At 64.0% G+C, this 18,615-nt stretch carries 14 protein-coding genes and 2 pseudogenes; 13 read left to right on the top strand and 3 right to left on the bottom strand.

Annotated features, from left to right (window positions below):
• Positions 1–74: 74 nt before the first annotated feature.
• Positions 75–1,109 (top strand): annotated as a pseudogene (locus ACXI0U_RS28845) (HAMP domain-containing protein); the annotation flags it as partial.
• 93 nt (positions 1,110–1,202) lie between these two features.
• Positions 1,203–1,967 (top strand): methyl-accepting chemotaxis protein, encoded by a 765-nt coding sequence (locus tag ACXI0U_RS28840; RefSeq protein ID WP_371850563.1) that lies wholly within the window; start codon positions 1,203–1,205, stop codon positions 1,965–1,967.
• A 249-nt stretch (positions 1,968–2,216) separates the two neighbouring features.
• Here the strand turns inward: ACXI0U_RS28840 and ACXI0U_RS28835 are convergent, their stop codons facing one another.
• Positions 2,217–2,534, bottom strand: a complete 318-nt coding sequence (locus ACXI0U_RS28835; RefSeq protein ID WP_479551200.1) for a hypothetical protein — start codon at positions 2,532–2,534, stop codon at positions 2,217–2,219.
• A gap of 1,442 nt (positions 2,535–3,976) precedes the next feature.
• Between ACXI0U_RS28835 and ACXI0U_RS28830 the strand changes: the two genes are divergently transcribed.
• The 6 genes from ACXI0U_RS28830 to ACXI0U_RS28805 all read left to right on the top strand — a co-directional run bounded on the left by ACXI0U_RS28830 (position 3,977) and on the right by ACXI0U_RS28805 (position 10,243).
• Entirely contained in the window at positions 3,977–4,933 is a 957-nt protein-coding gene (locus ACXI0U_RS28830; RefSeq protein WP_479551199.1) for a hypothetical protein, read from the top strand.
• A 350-nt stretch (positions 4,934–5,283) separates the two neighbouring features.
• Positions 5,284–5,742, top strand: coding sequence for a hypothetical protein (locus tag ACXI0U_RS28825; protein WP_431484275.1), 459 nt, complete (start codon positions 5,284–5,286; stop codon positions 5,740–5,742).
• A 63-nt stretch (positions 5,743–5,805) separates the two neighbouring features.
• On the top strand, positions 5,806–6,534 hold the full coding sequence (locus ACXI0U_RS28820) for a hypothetical protein (protein ID WP_479551198.1): 729 nt from the start codon (positions 5,806–5,808) through the stop codon (positions 6,532–6,534).
• 58 nt (positions 6,535–6,592) lie between these two features.
• On the top strand, positions 6,593–6,997 hold the full coding sequence (locus tag ACXI0U_RS28815; RefSeq protein WP_431484277.1) for a lysozyme inhibitor LprI family protein: 405 nt from the start codon (positions 6,593–6,595) through the stop codon (positions 6,995–6,997).
• Between the two features lie 157 nt (positions 6,998–7,154).
• Positions 7,155–7,940 (top strand): hypothetical protein, encoded by a 786-nt coding sequence (locus ACXI0U_RS28810; protein ID WP_479551197.1) that lies wholly within the window; start codon positions 7,155–7,157, stop codon positions 7,938–7,940.
• 83 nt (positions 7,941–8,023) lie between these two features.
• Positions 8,024–10,243, top strand: a complete 2,220-nt coding sequence (locus ACXI0U_RS28805; protein ID WP_479551196.1) for an ankyrin repeat domain-containing protein — start codon at positions 8,024–8,026, stop codon at positions 10,241–10,243.
• A 2-nt stretch (positions 10,244–10,245) separates the two neighbouring features.
• Here ACXI0U_RS28805 and ACXI0U_RS28800 read toward each other — a convergent pair whose 3' ends face one another.
• Both ACXI0U_RS28800 and ACXI0U_RS28795 read right to left on the bottom strand, forming a co-directional pair.
• Positions 10,246–10,983: a substrate-binding periplasmic protein gene (locus ACXI0U_RS28800; protein WP_479551195.1), complete on the bottom strand. Its 738-nt coding sequence runs from the start codon at positions 10,981–10,983 to the stop codon at positions 10,246–10,248.
• 46 nt (positions 10,984–11,029) lie between these two features.
• Positions 11,030–11,629, bottom strand: a complete 600-nt coding sequence (locus ACXI0U_RS28795; RefSeq protein ID WP_479551194.1) for a DUF4124 domain-containing protein — start codon at positions 11,627–11,629, stop codon at positions 11,030–11,032.
• 159 nt (positions 11,630–11,788) lie between these two features.
• Between ACXI0U_RS28795 and ACXI0U_RS28790 the strand changes: the two genes are divergently transcribed.
• From ACXI0U_RS28790 to ACXI0U_RS28770, 5 genes and pseudogenes are all read left to right on the top strand, one after another.
• Complete coding sequence (locus tag ACXI0U_RS28790; protein ID WP_479551193.1) at positions 11,789–12,829, top strand: cytochrome-c peroxidase; 1,041 nt, start codon at positions 11,789–11,791, stop codon at positions 12,827–12,829.
• 126 nt (positions 12,830–12,955) lie between these two features.
• A pseudogene (locus ACXI0U_RS28785) lies at positions 12,956–13,520 on the top strand (sigma-70 family RNA polymerase sigma factor).
• Complete coding sequence (locus tag ACXI0U_RS28780) at positions 13,517–14,461, top strand: FecR domain-containing protein (RefSeq protein WP_479551192.1); 945 nt, start codon at positions 13,517–13,519, stop codon at positions 14,459–14,461. Before ACXI0U_RS28785 ends, ACXI0U_RS28780 begins: the two are co-directional and overlap by 4 nt.
• A 105-nt stretch (positions 14,462–14,566) precedes the next feature.
• On the top strand, positions 14,567–16,999 hold the full coding sequence (locus ACXI0U_RS28775; protein WP_479551191.1) for a TonB-dependent siderophore receptor: 2,433 nt from the start codon (positions 14,567–14,569) through the stop codon (positions 16,997–16,999).
• 5 nt (positions 17,000–17,004) lie between these two features.
• Positions 17,005–18,552, top strand: a complete 1,548-nt coding sequence (locus ACXI0U_RS28770; protein ID WP_431484286.1) for an alpha/beta hydrolase-fold protein — start codon at positions 17,005–17,007, stop codon at positions 18,550–18,552.
• The last annotated feature ends 63 nt before the right edge of the window (positions 18,553–18,615 follow it).

The raw sequence follows: 18,615 nt of genomic DNA, 5'->3' as shown, positions 1-18,615 counted from the left end.
GTCGATTGCCGACTGGACGCCGACAAAACCTGTGGCCACCCCATATATCTGCACCTTTTTGAGCGAGTTCCTCCATGCGAACCCTGAAATTCAGCCACAAGATCATGGTGGCGGCCTCCCTGGTGGTGATCGCTGCCTTCGCGTCCTTCGCGCTGTACAACGACTACCTGCAGCGGAACGCCATCCGCCAGAACCTTGCCAACTACCTCAACGATGTGGGCCAGGTCTCCACGGGCAACATCCAGCACTGGCTGGTGGGGCGTATGCAATTGCTGGAGAACCTGGCCGAGTCCATCGAGGACGACGCCAGCGAGGCCGCGTTGGCCAAGAGCCTGCAGCACCGCAGCATCGCCGCCGCCTTCCTCTATGCCTACTACGGCCAGGCGAGTGGTACCTACACCCAGTTCCCGTCCAGCGAACTGCCCGCCGGCTACGATCCGCGCCAGCGGCCCTGGTACAAGCAGGCGGCGCAGACCAGCGGCCCCGGCCTGACCGAGCCCTACCTGGCCGCCGACCCGCGCGACGGCCTGCTGATCACCATCACCCGCCCGGTGACCGCCTCGGGTGCCCTGCAGGGCGTCGTCGGCGGTGACCTCAAGCTGAAGACGGTCGACGAGATCCTCAACTCCTTCGACCTGGGCGGTATGGGCTACGCCTTCCTGGTGGACGACAAGGGCACGGTGCTGGTCCACCCCGACCAGCAGCTGGTCCTGAAGAAGCTGCCGGACCTGTTCGCCGGCACCGCGCCGCGCCTGGAGTCCGCCTTGCAGAGCGTGAGCGACCGCAACGGCGAGGCACGCATCGTGACCTTCCTGCCGGTGGAAGGGCTGACCGGGGTGCGCTGGTACGTGGGCCTGTCCGTCGACGAGTCCAAGGCCTTCGCCGCCCTGCAGGAGTTCCGCGTTTCCGCGCTGATGTCGACCATCATCGGCGTGGTCGCCATCCTCCTGCTGCTGGGCGGGCTGATCCGCATCCTGCTGCGCCCGCTGCACGTGATGAGCCACGCCATGAGCGGCATCGCCGAGGGCGAGGGCGACCTGACTCAGCGCCTGTCGATCGACTCCCGTGACGAGTTCGGCGAGCTGGCCGATGCCTTCAACCGCTTCGTCGAGCGCATCCACAAATCGATCCGCGAAGTGGCGTCCGCCACGCGCGAGGTGCACGAGCGGGTGAGCACCGTGGTGCAGGCGTCGAACGCCTCCATGACCAACTCCAGCGAGCAGGCCGCCCGCACCGACAGTGTGGCCGCCGCCATCAACGAACTGGGCGCCGCTGCCCAGGAAATCGCCCGCAACGCCGCCGACGCCTCGGAACAGGCCAGCGACGCCCGCCGCGATGCCGAGGAAGGGCAGGGCATGGTCGAGCGCACCCTGGTGGCGATGGGCGAGCTGTCGGAGAAGATCCAGGCGTCCAGCAACCACATCGAAGTGCTCAGCCAGAAGAGCAACGACATCGGCCAGATCCTCGACGTGATCAAGGGCATCTCCGAGCAGACCAACCTGCTGGCACTCAACGCCGCCATCGAAGCCGCCCGCGCCGGCGAGGCGGGCCGCGGCTTCGCCGTGGTGGCCGACGAAGTGCGCAACCTGGCCCAGCGCACCCAGAGCTCGGCGCTGGAGATCCAGCAGATGATCGAGCAGCTGCAGACCGGTGCCCGCGACGCCGTGGCGACCATGGGCGAAAGCCGCCACTTCAGCGACGACAGCGTGCGCATCGGCGGCCAGGCCGGCGAAAACCTGCGCGGCGTCACCCGCCGCATCGGCGAGATCGACGGCATGAACCAGTCCGTGGCCACCGCCACCGAGGAACAGACCTCGGTGATCGAAAGCCTGAACATGGACATCACCGAGATCAACGTCCTCAACCAGGACGGCGTGCACAACCTGCAGGCCAGCCTGAAGGCCTGTACCGAGCTGGATCAGCAGGTCAGCCGGCTCAAGCAACTGGTGGATACGTTCAGGATTTGATGGGGCGGTACCGTTCTTTCCTGGCCTGAGTGGATGCCGACTCAACGCGGATAGACATCTGCCGCGATGTGGTCATGGCCCAGGCCAGAGAACCCTTGCCTGAACCCGTAGGGCTTGACGCGACGGACCGGCTGGATGCCGGTCTGCCGCCTCGCTGATCGAGGCGGAACGCTCGGTGTCGCGCTCCGCAGCCCTCTGTATCTAAAAGCCCCTGCAATACCGAAGAAAAAGCCGTGTGCCCTGGCGACCCTAGATGACCTGTTCCAGCGTCTCTTCCGCCTGGGTCAGCCCCCGTGCCAGCAGCGACAGCAGGCAATGCAGGTTTGCGCAGTCTGGCCCGTTGGTATCGGCGTCGAGGAGCAACCCCAGCAGCAGTTCCAGGGCGCCGCTCACCCGAGCCAGTTCGTGGCCGACACCGGGCAGGCGTGCCAAGTCCACGCGGATGGCATGCAGTTCATCGAGCCGTGTATCGAAATCATTGGATCGGAGCAGGGCGCTGTCGGCACCGCGCAACGGTTCGAGGTGGTCTTGCAGATCGTCCAGACGCCTAAGCGTGCAGCTGAGCATGGTGAAACTCCTGAGTTGCTATGTGCTCCCCGCCACCCAAACGCCAATTTGGGTGAGCAGGCCGTGCGGGTTGGCGTACCGGACTCAGGGCCGGCGTGCCCGAAGGCACCCACGCACGGCCCGCCCATAAAGGTGAGCCATGCGGCGGACACAAAAAAACCGCTCGGTGGCGGTTGTGTATCCGCCTGAGTCACCGGGACGCCAATCCCAGGCCGCTGGCTAGCAGCGACGGGCGAACGATAACGAGGGTGAGGAGACGGGTCAACTACGTGGGGGGTCAGGTGTATCTGCTGCTAGCCCCCTGGGCATGGCCTAGTGCGAAGCACGCTTGAAAGGCTCTGGAATGGGGTTTTCAAGTAGAATTTGTGGGATTTCAGGGTTCCCTGAACGGCTTCACAAAATCTTCATCGGGCCAATTGACGCTGATCTGTCAAAGGCGTTTTCTACGTCATCTCCCCGGAAGCCGACAGGATCGTCGGTCATGGCCTCGCTCAAGGATGAACATGCCTATCTTGATGCTGATCGTTTTCACTCAGCGACCTTTTTCGCGTTCTCCAGGCATTCGCCCTGGCTCTGGTATTCGACCAAGTACTTGTGTTGGTGGCGACTTTAAAATTGCGCGGCTTGTGTGTGTTCAGCCATACAGGGCTAGGTTGTGCCTGTTGAAAGATATCTATTCAGTGACTAATGAGCTGGTTTTTATGTCTGGAAGCGAAATTGAGGCTAACTAAGTTTAAGGTAAGCCTGATTGTATTCTCATTCATTTTCTTATTAATTGTCTTGTGGGGACGACATAATCCACTTCCCAATGATGAGTTCTATATCAGGCACTTCGAATTGAATCGTGCGGAGATTGAGGCGCTGGTCTACGAATATAGGCACCGAACTGAGCGTGGGCGTGGTCCGTGGGTGCGACAGGATGAGAATCGCAAGCGCCTTGTTGCTGCTGGGTTAAGGCAGATTGGTGAGACATTTCCAATGTGGACCAGTAGGCCCTATTCAAGGCTGTTTTACTGGAGGTTACTTCAGGATGATGCGTTTCGCGATGCGGAGTGCGGTCAGTTACTGCAGCGGTGTCACTCTATAATTGTGGATGTCGGTGCTGAAGGGAATGAAAAGGAAGGTTTCGCTTTGATTCTCTTGGGTTCAGGTTTTTCTCTTGTTCAGAAAACGCTTGTGTACTTTCCAGTTGTGCCCAGGGTTGAGGAAGGACGCCTCCTGCTGCCCGTTCATACTTACCCTGTTGATGATAGTTCTCGGCTATTTGAATCTCTTGATGATACGCCTCCAGACTGGAGTCGGGGGGAGTGTGTTTACAGGATGATAGAGCAAAATTGGTTTATTAGATTTTGTAGCGTTGGGGTTCGAAATCGGAAGGTGCAACCCGATTGGATTTGGCTGACGCCAGTGTGTCTTTTTGAGGCCGAGCACGTAGGAAGCGCATGTTTATTTATTTTGGACGACCTAGGCTGACCGCTTCTCCACGGCGTCTTCTTCCTTTGTTGGGCCTGGTATTTTTCTTGCCGTTCTCAAACGTTCTGTTTGCAGCGGAAGCTCACCTGGATAAGGCGTCGATCACTGAAGAAGTGCCCCAAAGAAATGCCTTCTATTCGGACATCAGGAAAACGGTCCTGGTGAAGGGCGGGGCGAAGATCAAGACCCTTTTGTCAACGAAGCGGCCAGCGGGTTTTTATCAACTGGCGGGTGTTCGGGACGAAGCGCTTTGTGCCGAGTTCCTGGAGGACATGAACAAAGAGGGTGTATCGGCGGGCAATCTCTTTGAGTGGCTCTCCAGCTCCAGCCGTAGGCTGGCGTTCCAGCCACTGGAAGAATCCTTGGTGATGCCTGAATGGACGGGGGTGGAGCGCGCCTTGGAATACGTGTCGATCGACGTGGATGGCGATGGATCGATTGAGCAGATCTACAGGAGGACTGGAATTATCCAGGAGCATGGAACTCAGCAGTTGATGATCACGGATGAGGCCCTTCATGAGAGGCCTGACAAGCTGCTCCCATATGGTCCTGATTGCTTGAAGTGGCAAGGCAAGAGAGGCAGGTGTGGCACCGCAGCCGGGCTTATTCAGCATGTGATGAATCTACCGGCGAACAGCAGGCTGGCGGAGGAATGGGTTTCCACCAGGCAGGATCCCAGTTCACAGGCCATGGGCGATGCAACGTCTACACAGGAGATATATGGGCGGCAGAGGGGGCGCTTGGTTAGAAATGTGGGATCGAGCTTCAGCACCTATTGGGCGGTGTACAGCCTGCCCAAAGGGGTAGTTTTTGTATCGGTACCGACACGCACCTTTGCCCCACCTGAGCTTCTTGTATTTTCAATGCACCGAAACGGCCCGCCTGAGTTGCAATGCACTGTCATGCCTGTTGCCTGGGAGAAGTGAGTGGGTTATCACGGCGCTGCTTAATGGCGTGCAGGTAGAGTGATCTATTTGTTCGTGTGCTCTGATGCTTGGAAGTTGTCATGGCCCCATCTTGGGTGGTTTTTTGAAATTTAGGGCAATGCATGTGTATTGATCGGGTGCGTTTATACGTATTCCTTGCAATTTCTTTCTTTCCTCTTGCTGGTGCCGCTGCGGATGTTGGGCCTGGGCTCAGGGGAATGGACAATAAATATGCCCCTATATATGGAGATATCAACGGGTATTCGGTTTATCTGCATTATTGTCTTCCTGATTTCTCACCCGAAGGGGAGGTTGGGTGCGGTGGGGGTTTGCCTGGAAAGAATCCGCGAATGGTTCAGGTTGAATACAAAAATTCATTACTGGATGGGCGGCCTCTTTTAGAGGGAGGTGGATGGTTTGAGTACCCCTTTCCTGTGAACGCTGATATTCAAGGTAAAACGCTATACCTACGTCAGTATGAGGAGCGTGCACGGACTGTAGTTAGCGGGGAAAAGGTTTTTCGAGCAGCTAAAGATGGTGATGTTTTTCCCGGGCTTGCCAAGTATGAAAGTGATGCAATGCCAGAGGGGACCAGATGGTGGGTCGTAGAGGACTTGGATGCCTATAGGACCCGTCTTGGTAATCCTTATATCTTTTTGTGTAATCGTCACTCCTGTACCCTCACTCTAGATGTGGGGCGTGGTTGGGAAGCTCAATTCGAGTTTGCGGAGTCGGCTCTGTCGGACTGGCAAGGTCTTATAAGGAAAATTAACTCTTCCATAGCGGACATAGTGGGGATGATCAATTAAGTTCTGTTGAGGAAGTGGGGCTTTTTCTTAAGTATTGCGTGCTCGGGTTGAGCAGGGGGATGTATGAGTTTCAAGGTGCTCTGCGGAGGGCAGCGTCTATCGGTATCTGGGCATGGAGAGACCTATTCCGGTCTGGCGATCTTGCTTGTCTGCCTTGCCCTAGTCTCCTGTGGAAAGGAACGACCCGCGCCCCATACCCCCGAGTACCGAGAGGCGCACGGACTGGTCGAAGGCGGGGACAACAGGGTCGAGGTCAGCGGGGTGCCGTTTCGAGTGCCAAGTGATTTGGAGTTCGATGTCTATTCGGCTGGAGACATTCGTCCGGGCAAGGCCGATGAACTGACCTTGCACCTCTTCATCGACCAGGCAGGGCTTCACAAGGGAAACCCCGTTCCAACCGCTCGGGACAGCAGGATCAGGGTCGAGATTTCGAGAATGGGAGACCCCAACGGGAAGTCCTATTTCGAGGGTGGGAAGGAGAGGGCCGAGGCGCCGATCGTTCGCCCAGCGCTGGGCCTTGCGGAGTACCCATTGAAAGGGCCTTCTGCGGAGGCTGAATACTCTGGAGCCTATGTCTATGTGCCGTCAGAAGGGCCGCGCGGGAATGGCAGGGAGTTCTTTTGCAGCGTGGCCTGGCCAAAGGACCCAGTCCTGAGAAACGGTCATTGCAGAGCGTACTACTACCTGGGCTCAGGGTTGCAGGTTCGGGTCTTCTTCGAGTACAGCGCTTTGGTGAATTGGCACGTGATCATGGAAACGGTCCGCAGGGAAGTGGGCGGTATCCAGAATTGATGCGACGTCGCGAGTCTGATTCATGAGAAGGACTTTCACATCGAGGAGCTCCAAGCGAATGGATATGCGCACGACGTTGATCACTCTTGTATTCGCGGTTTGCGGGAGCGTGCAGGCCGAGGAAGCCGGGGGTGAGGTTGCGGGTTGCTTTAACCTGAGCAGTGATCAGGTGGTGATGTGCGTCGAGCCGCTTTATCAACGCTCAGAAGATGAACTCAATGCGACAGTGCAAGGTATTCGCACTCGTTTGAAGGTGGACCTCCAGTTGTTTGATGCGGCCCAACATGCCTGGTTGGAATTCCGCCGCCGCGAATGTGCCGTCCAGTCGGTTGGGGCTCGGGGTTATCGTGACCCGGAGAACCAGCATGCGCTGTTTCTAAAGGCTTGCCAGGTGGAGTTGAATGACATGCGCATTCAGGGGCTCAGGCGGATCCAGCTGTTCTGTGATAATTGCCTCCACTAGGTCGATGAGCCTGGAGCCAGCGGGAGCAATCGGGCCAGGCGGTTCATGAGACATCGAGTGATAGACCTTCGGTATCCACCTGTCCCGGCTGTTGCCACAGGGCCGGTTTCGATGTGCTGGCAGGAGTCGGCGCTTTACATGCAGTCAAGGATGATCAATGTCAGTTTCAAACAACCGATTCGGAAAGCGATTACTTGCGGCTGCACTGGCCGTTGCGCTGGTGCCGTTGCTGTCACTCGCCGCCTATTCCTTGTATCGCGTCCAGCGCCTCGATGGGGGCATCTGCATGGCCGTGGATCGTGCCCTCAGCCCCGAGGAGCATCGCCAGGCCTTGCTGCGCAGCCTGGTGCGCCTGGCAATGGAGAACAGCCGCACCCATGACGAGTACCTGGGCGGGCAGAAGCTCAAGACCGGTGTCATCCGCAACCCGCCACGCTATGACTTCCCGACGCTCATGGAGGCGTTCTCGCACAACGACCGCTCGTTCGAGGCTAATTTTTCCATCGAGCCGATTGCACCGCGGCGCCCCGGCTTCGACCCGCGCAGCCTGCATGAGCCCTACGTGCTGGTGAGCTATCGGAAAGATGATTCAGGCAGCGCCAGCCTCCTGGATACCCGCCGCGTAGAAAGGCTCGACCCGGTCGCCACGGCGAAGCTGGACTACAGCCCGAGCCTTTATGAACGGTTCCGGGGCTTCGGCCGGCACTTCTATCGCGTGAGCTACACCTTCCTCGATACGGAATGCTGCGACAGTGCGCATGCCGGCGAGCCGCACCCGGACTACCTGGCGAGAAAGCGCCGCGAATACTGGGAATGGCGGGAGTCCTTCGACCGTGGCCTGGTCGACCACCAATGGAGTGTCGCGGCCTCGAATTGTGGTGAGGTGCTGACCGAGGAGGATGAGACGGGAGCCGGGACGCGTGATGCCAGACGGCTGTTCTGATTCATTGCCGGCCCGGGGTTTAAAGCGCTATACAGCGGCCCTGATTTCCTTCTGCACTCGAACTCTCGATACAAGGATGTTCCATGCGCTTTACGCCGTTGCTTTGTCTTCCCCTGATGCTTTTGCTCGGCGCCACACAGGCCGCCGAAGAGCCAGCACGCCCGGCGCTGGTAAGGCCCTGGTTCACCCCGGTGCTGGTCGAAGGCAAGGGTGCGCTCTACGATGAGGCCATCAAGGCTGCCAAGGCCCATTTCCTGTCGCCGAAGCGGTGGGCGTCGTTCGAGCTGCCTGGGGCGGAGCAAGTGCAGCCTTGGGGCGATGATCTTGCCGATGCGAAGGGGCCGATTCACGTTCAGGTGTATACCCATAGCGGTTGTGGCAGCGCATGCGAACGCTATCAGTACGTGGCAAGCCGAGGGCCTGAGCCGAGCCTGGAGCATCTGGAGGCGATGGCGAAGGGCTCACCCGCCCCAGCTGCCGACATCGCGCTGTTCAAGGGCGCGGATAAACGACTCTTCAGCATTGCCAGTGGTATCGATGGAAAATCCGACACGGTCGAGATAAACCGGCTCAACGATGACCTGACCTGGACGGCTTGCCGGATCAGCACAGCTCCAGCGGTGGACAGGGTGGTGGATATCGTTCCTGCCGAGCTGCGTGCATCGGTCTACGCGCTGAGCGCCCGCACATCGAATATGAGGCAAGGGGCGGGAAGCTGGTGCGGCAGCCTGCGGACCCACGAGCGCTGGAGCGAGCGCATTGGCGCCAGGCTGCAGGAGGTCTATTACCGGCCCTGGGCGGTGCGGGATGATGCACGTGACAGCTATGGCTCCTACGAGCAGGACCTGAGCAACCTGCAGCTCTGGGCGGCCACGGGTGTTGTCGAGAACGAGGCGTACCGGGTCTTTCTACAGCAGATGACCAGCAGCCAGACGGTGATGGCGGCGTTCTATCAACGGCGCTTCGGCTGGAGCGATGGACAGGCCCGTATCATGGCTCGCCAGGCACTGGAGGGAGCGATCAGCAGCGGCATCCGCTTCTATATGTACGAACCCTTCCCCAAGGACGAAACCGCCCTGCGCAACGCCATCCTCGCCCATCGCCCCATGGACGAGATCCGCGCCATCGAAGGCCAGGTCAGCGATCTGTCCATCGCCATCGAATACCCCGAGGCGCTCGGGTACCTGATCGAGCGGGGCGCCGACGTCAACCAGGCCAACGCCTTCGGCAAGACGGCGCTGATGTACGCCGCGCACTACGACCAGCCCGAATCCGCGCGCATCCTGCTGGAACAGGGTGCCAACCCCAATGCGGTGACCGTCATCCCCGAGGGCGACTGCTACTACAGCATCACCACCCGCAACATGACCGCACTGCACTATGCGGCACGCTACGCCTCGCCAGCATTGGTGAGGCTGCTGGTGAACAACGGGGCCGAGCCCTTCATCCAGGCCCATCGCGAGTGGGAGGAGGGGAGTACGCCGCTGGACTGGCTCCACCGATACACCGCGGCGAATGCCGAGGAGCCAAATCCGAACATCGCCCCGGCCCAGGTGGCGGAGGTCGAAGCATTGCTGCAGCCGCCTACGGACGAGGCCTTGCAGGCGCGTGCCAAGCGGCTGGTGCTGGAGGGCGAGAAGGCCTATGGCGCAGGCGATCTGAAGCTGGCGCTGCGCAAGCTGAACCTGGCGATCAATATCCAGCCGCATAACGAGCGGGCCCTGAGCGACCTGTCCCTGGTGGCGCTGCGCGATGGCGATCTTGGCCTTTCGCTGCAGGCTGGGCAGGCGCTGATCGACAGCAGCAAGGACGCCAGGCTGCTGGCCAATGCCTGGTTCAACCAAGGGCTGGCCTGTGATACCTCGGGCAGTACATGGTTCTTCTACAACGGCACGCGCTACTGCCGGGCGAGCGCGGTATACGCCTATTACCAGGCGCTGGCGGCCCACCGCACGGAGGCGCGCGCGGCCAAGCTGCTGCAGGCGCTGCAAGCAGTGCCGGACGCTGAGGTGTACAGATTCCCGTTCGAGGGCAGTGAAGTTCGCATGGTGAAGAGGTACGGGCCGGACCATTCGTCCCTTTATCTCTACCTGCTGCATCCCCGCGGCCTGGTGATACCCGCCGAACGCATTGGCTGGACGCTCTCGAGCGAGAGCAAGGGCATACGGGAGATCACCCCTTCGTCAGTGGGGCGCGAAGTACTGGACGATGATTGGGCCCTGACTGTGCTGCGACGCGACGAGCGCGTCGATGCCGGTTCCCTGCATATCCACCCGGCAACGCCGGGTGGTGGGGGCCAATGACGCTACCTCGGCCCACCCAGCCACTTCCGCTCCAGCTTCACCAGCCGTCCATCCGCGCGCACCTTCTCCAGTGCCTGCTGCCAGCGGGCGATGATGCGGGCATCGGTCTGCGGGGAGAAGGCGATGTAGCTGCTCTGGTCCATCGCCGGCGCCACGTAGCGCAGCTGCTCAGGGGCGAGGCCTTCTTCGCGGGCCAGGGTGGCGACGCTGAGGGTGTCGGCGGCCACCAGGTCGGTTCGGCCCAGGCGCAGCAGGCGCATCATCTGTTCGGGGGTGTCGACGCCGTAGAGGTTGGTGAAGCCCATCTCCTGCAGGCGGCGATAGATCAGCCATTTGCGCGGGGCGGCGATGCGCTGCACCTTGCGCGCGTCGTCCAGGCCGGCGATGGCGGGGGGGTGGTCGGCGAGGGCGTAGAGCGCGGTCTGCACCTTGAGCACCGGGCCCACCAGTCGGTAGTCGGCCTCGCGTTCCGGGGTGCGCAGGATGGTGAAGACGGCCACGTCCGGGCCCTCGCGGGCGATTACCAGGGCACGCAGCAGTGGCAGGCGTTCCAGCTGGATGCTGTCACCGGTCTCCCGGGCGAGCTCGCGCACAAGGTCCACGGCGAAGCCCACCAGCTCGCCATCGCGCTCGAAATGCAGGGGCGGGTGGTTGTCGGTGAGCAGGCGCAGTTCGGTGGCGCCAGCGGCCTGGATGGCGAGCGCGGCGCTGAGCAGCAAGCGGGTGAAAAGCCCTTTCATGAGGCGGTCTCGAAAACTCTTGGGTTCAGCGTAGCCGGGCGATGCGCTACCTGACGCGATAGAGCACCACGGAGCCGAAGTCGATCAGCCGGCCAGGTTCGTAGCGCTCGATCACGACCTTCTCTTCCCAGCGCTTATTGCGGAAGGAATCGGGCTCATTAATGTAGGTCAGCAGATTGCCCTTGAGCCTGAAGCGGACGGTGATCTCCACGCGATCACGGATTTCCATGCCCTTGCGGTCCATGCGCACGGTACTGGAGCCGAACACCCAGTAGCCACGCAGGGGCGAGTCGAAGTCCAGGTCCGACCAGGTGCCCTGCAGGTCGGCCAGGGTCAGCAGCGGCGGGTTGGCCTGCTCGGCCGCCGCGTAGCTCGCCTGGATGTCGTCCAGCGGCAAGGTGGCCTTGCCGGTTTGCTCCGTGCTGCTGGGAGCTGGCGGTGCGGGGGGCTCGTGTGCGATCTCTTCCTGGTTCTCCGCCGTGCCGCAGGGGCGGTCGGAGAACTGGGTGGCGCCGTTGGCGGCCTGGCATTTGTAGATGGCGGCGGAGGCCGGGGCCAGCGGTGTGAGGAGCAGGGCACAGGCGAGCAGGGCCGGGGTGAGGCTGAGGGGGGGAGCGCATCGAACATCCTTGTGCTGGGGCCGCAATGGGGGAGGAGTCTATCCACTGGCTAGAGGCGCCGACAGCCCCGGCTGCGACAATCGCGCCGCTGCGCCTGCGGCGGCGTTTTGATGCAAATCAACAAGCGCGGTGGCTGGCTGAACTCTCCTGAGGCAAACCAGAAGAAAGCCTGAGGAGTCACCCGTATGCGCCCTATACAGATGTTAGTGCTCGGTGGTCTTACGTTCGCAGCGGCATTGCCCTGGGAGGCCACGGCGGATCCCCTGCGCGACAAGGCCACTGCGCTGTTCAAGCCGGTGCCGGCCACGGTCTCGCAGACCCAGGGGCGCACGCTCACCGAAGCGCAGATCGCCCTCGGCAAGCAACTGTTCTTCGAACCGCGCCTCTCCCGCAGCCACATCATCAGCTGCAACACCTGCCACAACATCGGCACCGGCGGGGCGGACAACGTGCCCACCTCGGTCGGCCACGGCTGGCAGAAAGGGCCGCGGAACTCACCGACGGTGTTCAACGCGGTGTTCAACGCCGCGCAGTTCTGGGACGGCCGCGCCGAAGACCTGCAAGCCCAGGCCAAGGGCCCGATCCAGGCCAGCGTGGAGATGAACAACACCCCTGAGCGCGTGGAGCAGACCCTGGCCAGCATCCCCGAGTACGTGGCGGCCTTCTCCGCCGCCTTCCCCAAGGCGGAGAAACCGGTGAGCTTCGACAACATGGCCCTGGCCATCGAGGCCTTCGAAGCGACCCTGACCACCCCGGACTCGCCCTTCGACCGCTACCTGGCCGGGGATGACAAGGCCCTGGACGCCCAGCAGAAGGAAGGCCTGGCGCTGTTCATCGACAGCGGCTGCAGCGCCTGCCACAACGGCGTCAACGTCGGCGGCCAGGCGTACTTCCCCTTCGGCCTGGTGCGCAAGCCCACCGAAGACATCCTGCCCATCGGCGACAAGGGCCGCTTCGCGGTGACCAAGACCTCCAGCGACGCCTACGTATTCCGCGCCGCGCCCCTGCGCAACATCGCCCTCACCGCGCCGTACTTCCACAGCGGCCAGGTCTGGGAGCTGAAGGAGGCGGTGGCGATCATGGGCAACAGCCAGCTGGGCCGCGAACTCAAGGACAAGGAAGTGGCCGCGATCACCGCCTTCCTCCACGGGCTATCGGGGCGTCAGCCGGATGTCAGCTACCCGATCCTGCCGGCCAGCACCGCGAGCACGCCACGGCCTGAATAGCGCGTTGCAGAGCACCAGGAGAACCACCGCCCCCAAGGTGGGCGGTGGTGTTCACGCGTCGCCGGGCGTGACCCATTGCCGCCTTTCGCCGAACGCCTCTTGGATCTATATGATAATTATTATTAAATGCGACGCTTCTCATTTGCCTGGGTCGCCATCGTGCCCACCGCCAATTCCTCTTCCGCGTCCAACGACCTCGGTACCTTCTATCGCCAGCACCACAACTGGCTCTGCGGCTGGCTGACCTTCCGCATGGGCGACACCTGGCAGGCCGCCGACCTGGCGCAGGACACCTTCGTCAAGGTGCTGCTGGCCGTGTGGCAGCGCGAGCAGGCGCTGCAGCTGGGTACCCTGCAGGAGCCGCGCGCCTACCTCACCACTGTGGCCAAGCGGGTGCTGCTCAACCACTACCGCCGGCAATCCCTGGAGCGCGCGTGGCAGCAGGCCCTGGCCCTGCTGCCGGAAGCCGAGGCGCCGTCCCCCGAGCAGCAACTAGCTGCTGGTGGAGGTGCTGCAGGAGGTGGATGCATTGCTCGATGGCCTGCCGGCGCGGGTGCGCGAGGCCTTCCTGCTGGCGCAGCTGGAAGGGCTGACCTATGGCGAGATCGCCGCGCGCATGGACGTCTGCGAGCGCAGCATCAAGCGCTACATCGCCCAGGCGCTGGCCCACTGCATGCTGGCGCTGCCATGAGCGGCACCCTCGACCCCCGGGTGGTGCACGAGGCGGCCGAATGGTTCGTGCAGCTGCAGTCCCCGGAAGCCGGCAGCGCCGACCACGAGGCCTGCGCCCGCTGGCGTGCCAGCCATGCGGACCACGAGGCGGCCTGGCAGAAGGCCCTGTACATCGCCCAGCGCTTCGGCCAGTTGCCATCCTCCCTGGGCATGCCGGCGCTGGGGCGCAGCCGCCGCGTGGCCCGGCGCGAGGTGCTCAAATCCCTGCTTCTGCTGGCCGGCGCCGCGCCCCTCGGCTGGGGCGGCTACCAGGCAGCCACGGCCCAGGGCTGGCTGGCGGACCTGCGCACCGCCCGCGGCGAACGGCGGCGCTTCGAACTGGCCGATGGCAGCTCGCTGGAGCTCAACAGCGCCAGTGCGGTGGACCTGGACTTCAGTGCCGAGTGCCGGCGCCTGGTGCTGCGCCAGGGCGAGATGCTGCTGCACGCCGTTACCGAGGCGCGACCGCTGGTGGTGCGCAGCGCCGACGGCTGCATGCGTGCCCAGGGCGGGCGCTTCAACGTGCGCCAGGTGGGCGGCGTGACCCGCGTGGCGGTGCTCGATGGGGTGCTGGAAGTGCGCCCCGGCGGCGAAGCCGATGCGGCGCTGCAGGTGCATGCGGGGCAGCAGCTCAGCTTCGAGCGGGGCGGCGCCCGGGCGATCACGCCGCTGGCGGCCCAGGTGGACGCCTGGACCCGTGGCCTGCTGGTGGCCGACGGCATGCGCCTGGCCGATTTCGCCGCCGAGCTGCAGCGTTATCGGGCCGGCTTCGTCAGCTGCGCCGATGCGGTGGCCGAGCTGCGCCTCTCCGGTGCCTTCCAATTGGCCAACACCACGCCGGTGCTGGACAGCCTGGCCCAGGTGCTGCCCGTGCGGGTGGTCTACCGCACCCGTTACTGGGCGTCGATCCAGCCCGCCTGATGCGGGTTGGAAATTTTTTCATCGCGCCTGTCCCCTTTCTTCGATTCGCGTGTCAAGGCGGCAGAAAAACACTCACTGCCCACTGACAAGAGTCCGAACACACCCATGAACCACAGCTTCCCGACTTCGCTGCGCCCCAGTGTCCGCGCGGTACGCCACGGCCTGCTGGCCATGTTGCTGATTTCCGGCGCGCCCCTGGTGGCGCTGCCCGCCGTCGCCCTCGCAGCCAGCGAGGCCCAGCAGGGCTTCAATGTGCCCGCCGGCAGCCTCTCCGGTGCCCTGGCGGCCTTTGCCGAGCAGGCCGGCGTCAGCGTCGCCATGCCCCCGGCGCTGGCTGCCGGCAAGCAGAGCCCCGGCCTCAGCGGCAACTGGTCGGTGCTCGAAGGCCTGCAGCGGCTGATGCGCGGCACCGGCCTGGAAGCGGTGCCGGGCGGCGAGGGCGTCTACCTGGTGCGGCCGCTGCCGGAAGCCGGCGCTGGCGTCGAGCTGGGCGCCACCAGCATCATCGGCAACCGCCAGGACGTCAGTGGCCCGCTGCGTGGCTACGTGGCCGAGCGCAGCGCTGCCGGCACCAAGACCGACACGCCGCTGATCCGCACCGCGCAGTCGGTATCGGTGGTCACCCGCGACCAGATGGACGACCAGGGCGTTACCAGCGTGGCCCAGGCGCTGCGCTATGCCGGCGGCACCTTCGCCGAATACCGGGGCTCCTCGCACCGCGTGGACGAGGTGTTCTCCCGCGGCTTCGGCTACACGCCCACCTACCTCGACGGCCTCAGCTTCGGCGGCGAGTCGCGCTCCCAGGTCGACCCCTGGATGCTCGAGCGTGTCGAGCTGATCCACGGCCCGGCCTCGGTGCTCTACGGCCAGGCCAGCCCGGGCGGGCTGCTGGCGATGACCAGCAAGCGGCCGTCCCAGGACGCCAGGAACGCCCTGCAGCTGGGCGTGGGCAGCGACTCGCTGCGCCGTGGCGCCTTCGACCTCAACGGCCAGCTGGACGAAGCCGGCACGCTGCTCTATCGCCTCAACGGCGTGCTCAGCAAAGGCCAGGCGGAGGTGGACCACGTGGACGAGGAACGCCACGCCCTGGCGCCTGCGCTCACCTGGCAGCCTGATGAAGACACCCGCCTGACCCTGCTCGGCTACTACCAGCACGACCCGGAAGCCGGCTACCGCAACTTCTGGCCCACCGAGGGCGTCGCCAACTCCGGGCGCTTCGGTCGCCTGTCGCGCCACTTCGACGTGGGCGACCCGGACTTCTACAAGTCCGAGCGCGAGCAATCCTCCCTCGGCTACCAGTTCGAACACCGCTTCAACGACCTGCTGACCTTCCGCCAGAACCTGCGCTACCTGCAGGAGGATGCCGACTACCGGCAGATGGTGTTCATGACCATGACCGCCGACGGCCGCTACCTGCGCCGGGCACCCTCGGCCTCCCGCGAGGAGCTGAAGCAGTGGGTGGTGGATAACCAGCTGCAGTTCGACTTCCAGAGCGGCCCGCTGGCCCACACCCTGCTGGCCGGCGTCGACTACAAGCGCACGCGCCTGGACACCGACACCGCCCGCGACCTGAACTGGTTCAACAACTACCTGCTGGACTCGCAGAACCCCGTCTACCACGTGCCGGTGGGCACCCTCACCACCATCGACGACAACAGCCAGCGCGCCGAGCAACTGGGCGCCTACCTGCAGGACCAGATCGAATGGGGCGGCTGGAACCTGATGATCGGCGGCCGCAAGGACCGCTCTGAAGTGGAGACCGACAACCACCTCGCCGACACCCGCGTGACCGTCAAGGACGACAAGTTCACCGGCCGCGTGGGGCTGCTCTACGCCTTCGAGAACGGCATCTCGCCCTATGCCAGCTACAGCACCTCCTTCGAGCCGGAGCTGAGCAGCGGCGCGCCGGGCAGCTCGCCCTTCAAGCCCACCACCGGCAAGCAGACCGAGGTCGGCGTGAAGTACCAGCCGGTGGGCACCGAGGCGCTGTTCACCCTGGCCTGGTTCGACCTGACCCAGCGCAACGTCGTCGCCTGGGACAGCAACCTCGGCTACAACGTGCAGAACGGCGAGGTGCACTCACGTGGCCTGGAGTTCGAGGCGCGCGGCAACCTGGGCGAGAACCTGGAACTGGTGGGCTCCTTCACCTACCTCAAGCCCGAGGTCACCGAATCCGCACAGGCCGGCGTCGAAGACATGCAGCCGGCGCGCCAGCCCAACCACCTGGCCTCGCTCTGGGGCACCTACCAGTTGGCCACCCTCGGCGTGCCGGGGCTCTCGGTCGGCGCCGGCGCGCGCTATGTCGGCTCCAGCTACGGCGACGCGCGCAACACCTACAAGGTGGCCTCGGTGACCCTGTTCGACGCCATGCTCGGCTACGAGCTGAAGTTCCTGGCGCCAGAACTGGAGGGCGCCTCGGTGCAGCTCAACGCCAGCAACCTCACCGACAAGGTCTACGCGGCGTCCTGCGCGGGTTCCGATTCCTGCTTCTACGGCGCCAGCCGCACCCTCACCGCCAACCTCAACTACGCCTGGTGACCGGCATGTCGAGATTGATCGCGCTGGCGCTGCTGGCCGGCCTGGGCTTCACCGCCCAGGCCGGCGAGGCGCGCACCTACGAGGGGCGGCTGGACGAGGCAGGCCGGCACCGCATCGAACTGCCCCTGGCAGCGGGTGACTACCTCGGCGGCCAGCTGCCGTCGGCGGGTATCACCCTCGACCTGCAAGGCGCCGACGGCACGCACCTGCGCCGCCTGGTAGGGGGCGACGCCGGCCGTCGCGCCTTTCTCATGGTGGCGCCGGGAGACGGCGACTACCGCCTGGCGCTGCAAGGGGCGGCGGGCGCCGGCTACCGTCTGGAGCTGGCGGCGCCCATCCCTCTGGCCGAGCAGCGCGCCCCGCGCGAGCAGCTGCAGAGTCCGCGCCTGCGGGCCCTGCAGCAGCGCCTGGAGGAGGGCGGTGACAGCGAAGCCTTCTGGGGTGAAATGGCCGAGCGCGGCACGCCCCTGGTGGAACCGCTGGACGAGGCGAATGCCCGGGTGACCTTCCTCTGGCGCGGCGCCCGGCACAACGTGCGCCTGTTCGGTGGGCCGGGCTACGACCACGCCCATCTCGCCCGCCTGGGGGATTCGGACGTCTGGTTCGTGACCTTCCGGCTGCCCCGGGAGACGCGACTGTCCTACCAACTGGCGCCGGACGTGCCCGAGCTGGACGCCGATGCCGGCACCCGCCGTCGCGCCATCCTCGCCACCGCCCAGGCCGATCCGCTCAACCCTGGCGCCTACCCCGAGCGCGGCATCGACCCCTTCCAGTACGACTCGGTGCTGGAGCTGGACCGCGCGCCGCCGCAACCCTGGATTGCCCCGCGCGCCGGGGTGCCCAGGGGCACGCTGGAGCGCTTCGAACTGGCCAGCACCCTCCTCGGCAACCGCCGTACCGTGCACCTGTATCGGCCCGCCGGCTACCGCCCGGGCGCGGCGGACAATCACCTGCTCTACCTGTTCGACGCCGAGGCCTACCTGGGCAAGGTGCCGACGCCCCGGGTGCTGGACAACCTGATCGCCGCCGGCGCCATCCCGCCCATGGCCGCTGTGCTGATCGACAACCCCAGCCCCGAGGCGCGTGGCGCCGAGCTGCCACCCAACCCGGATTTCGCCCGCTTCCTTGCCGAGGAACTGCAGCCCTGGGTCCGTGCCCACGGCCTGGACGCCCCGGCGGCACGCACGGTGATCGCCGGCTCCAGTTATGGCGGCCTGGCTTCCAGCTACGCCGCGCTGAAGCACCCGGAGATCTTCGGCAACGTACTCAGCCAGTCCGGCTCCTACTGGTGGGCACCACCGGGTGAGGAGCCCGAGTGGCTGACCCGCGAGTACGCCCGCACGACGAAGCTGCCGGTGCGCTTCTACCTGGAGGCAGGGCAGTTCGAGCGCGGCGAAGGGCAGAGCGGCATCTTCGAAACCACCCGCCACCTGCGCGATGTGCTGCAGGCCAGGGGCTACCCGGTGATCCACCGCGAATGGGCCAGCGGCCACGATTACCTGAACTGGCGCGGCACCCTGGCGGAGGGGCTGATCGCCCTGTTCGGGCGATGAGCTGACGCTGGTGCTATGGGGCGACCCCCTCTAGGATGGTCGCCCCAGAGCAAGGACCCCGCC

The sequence above is a fragment of the Pseudomonas sp. C9D1 genome (assembly GCF_056491235.1).
Note: the sequence above shows the minus strand (reverse complement) of the source record. Positions and strands in the feature narration are given on the sequence as shown.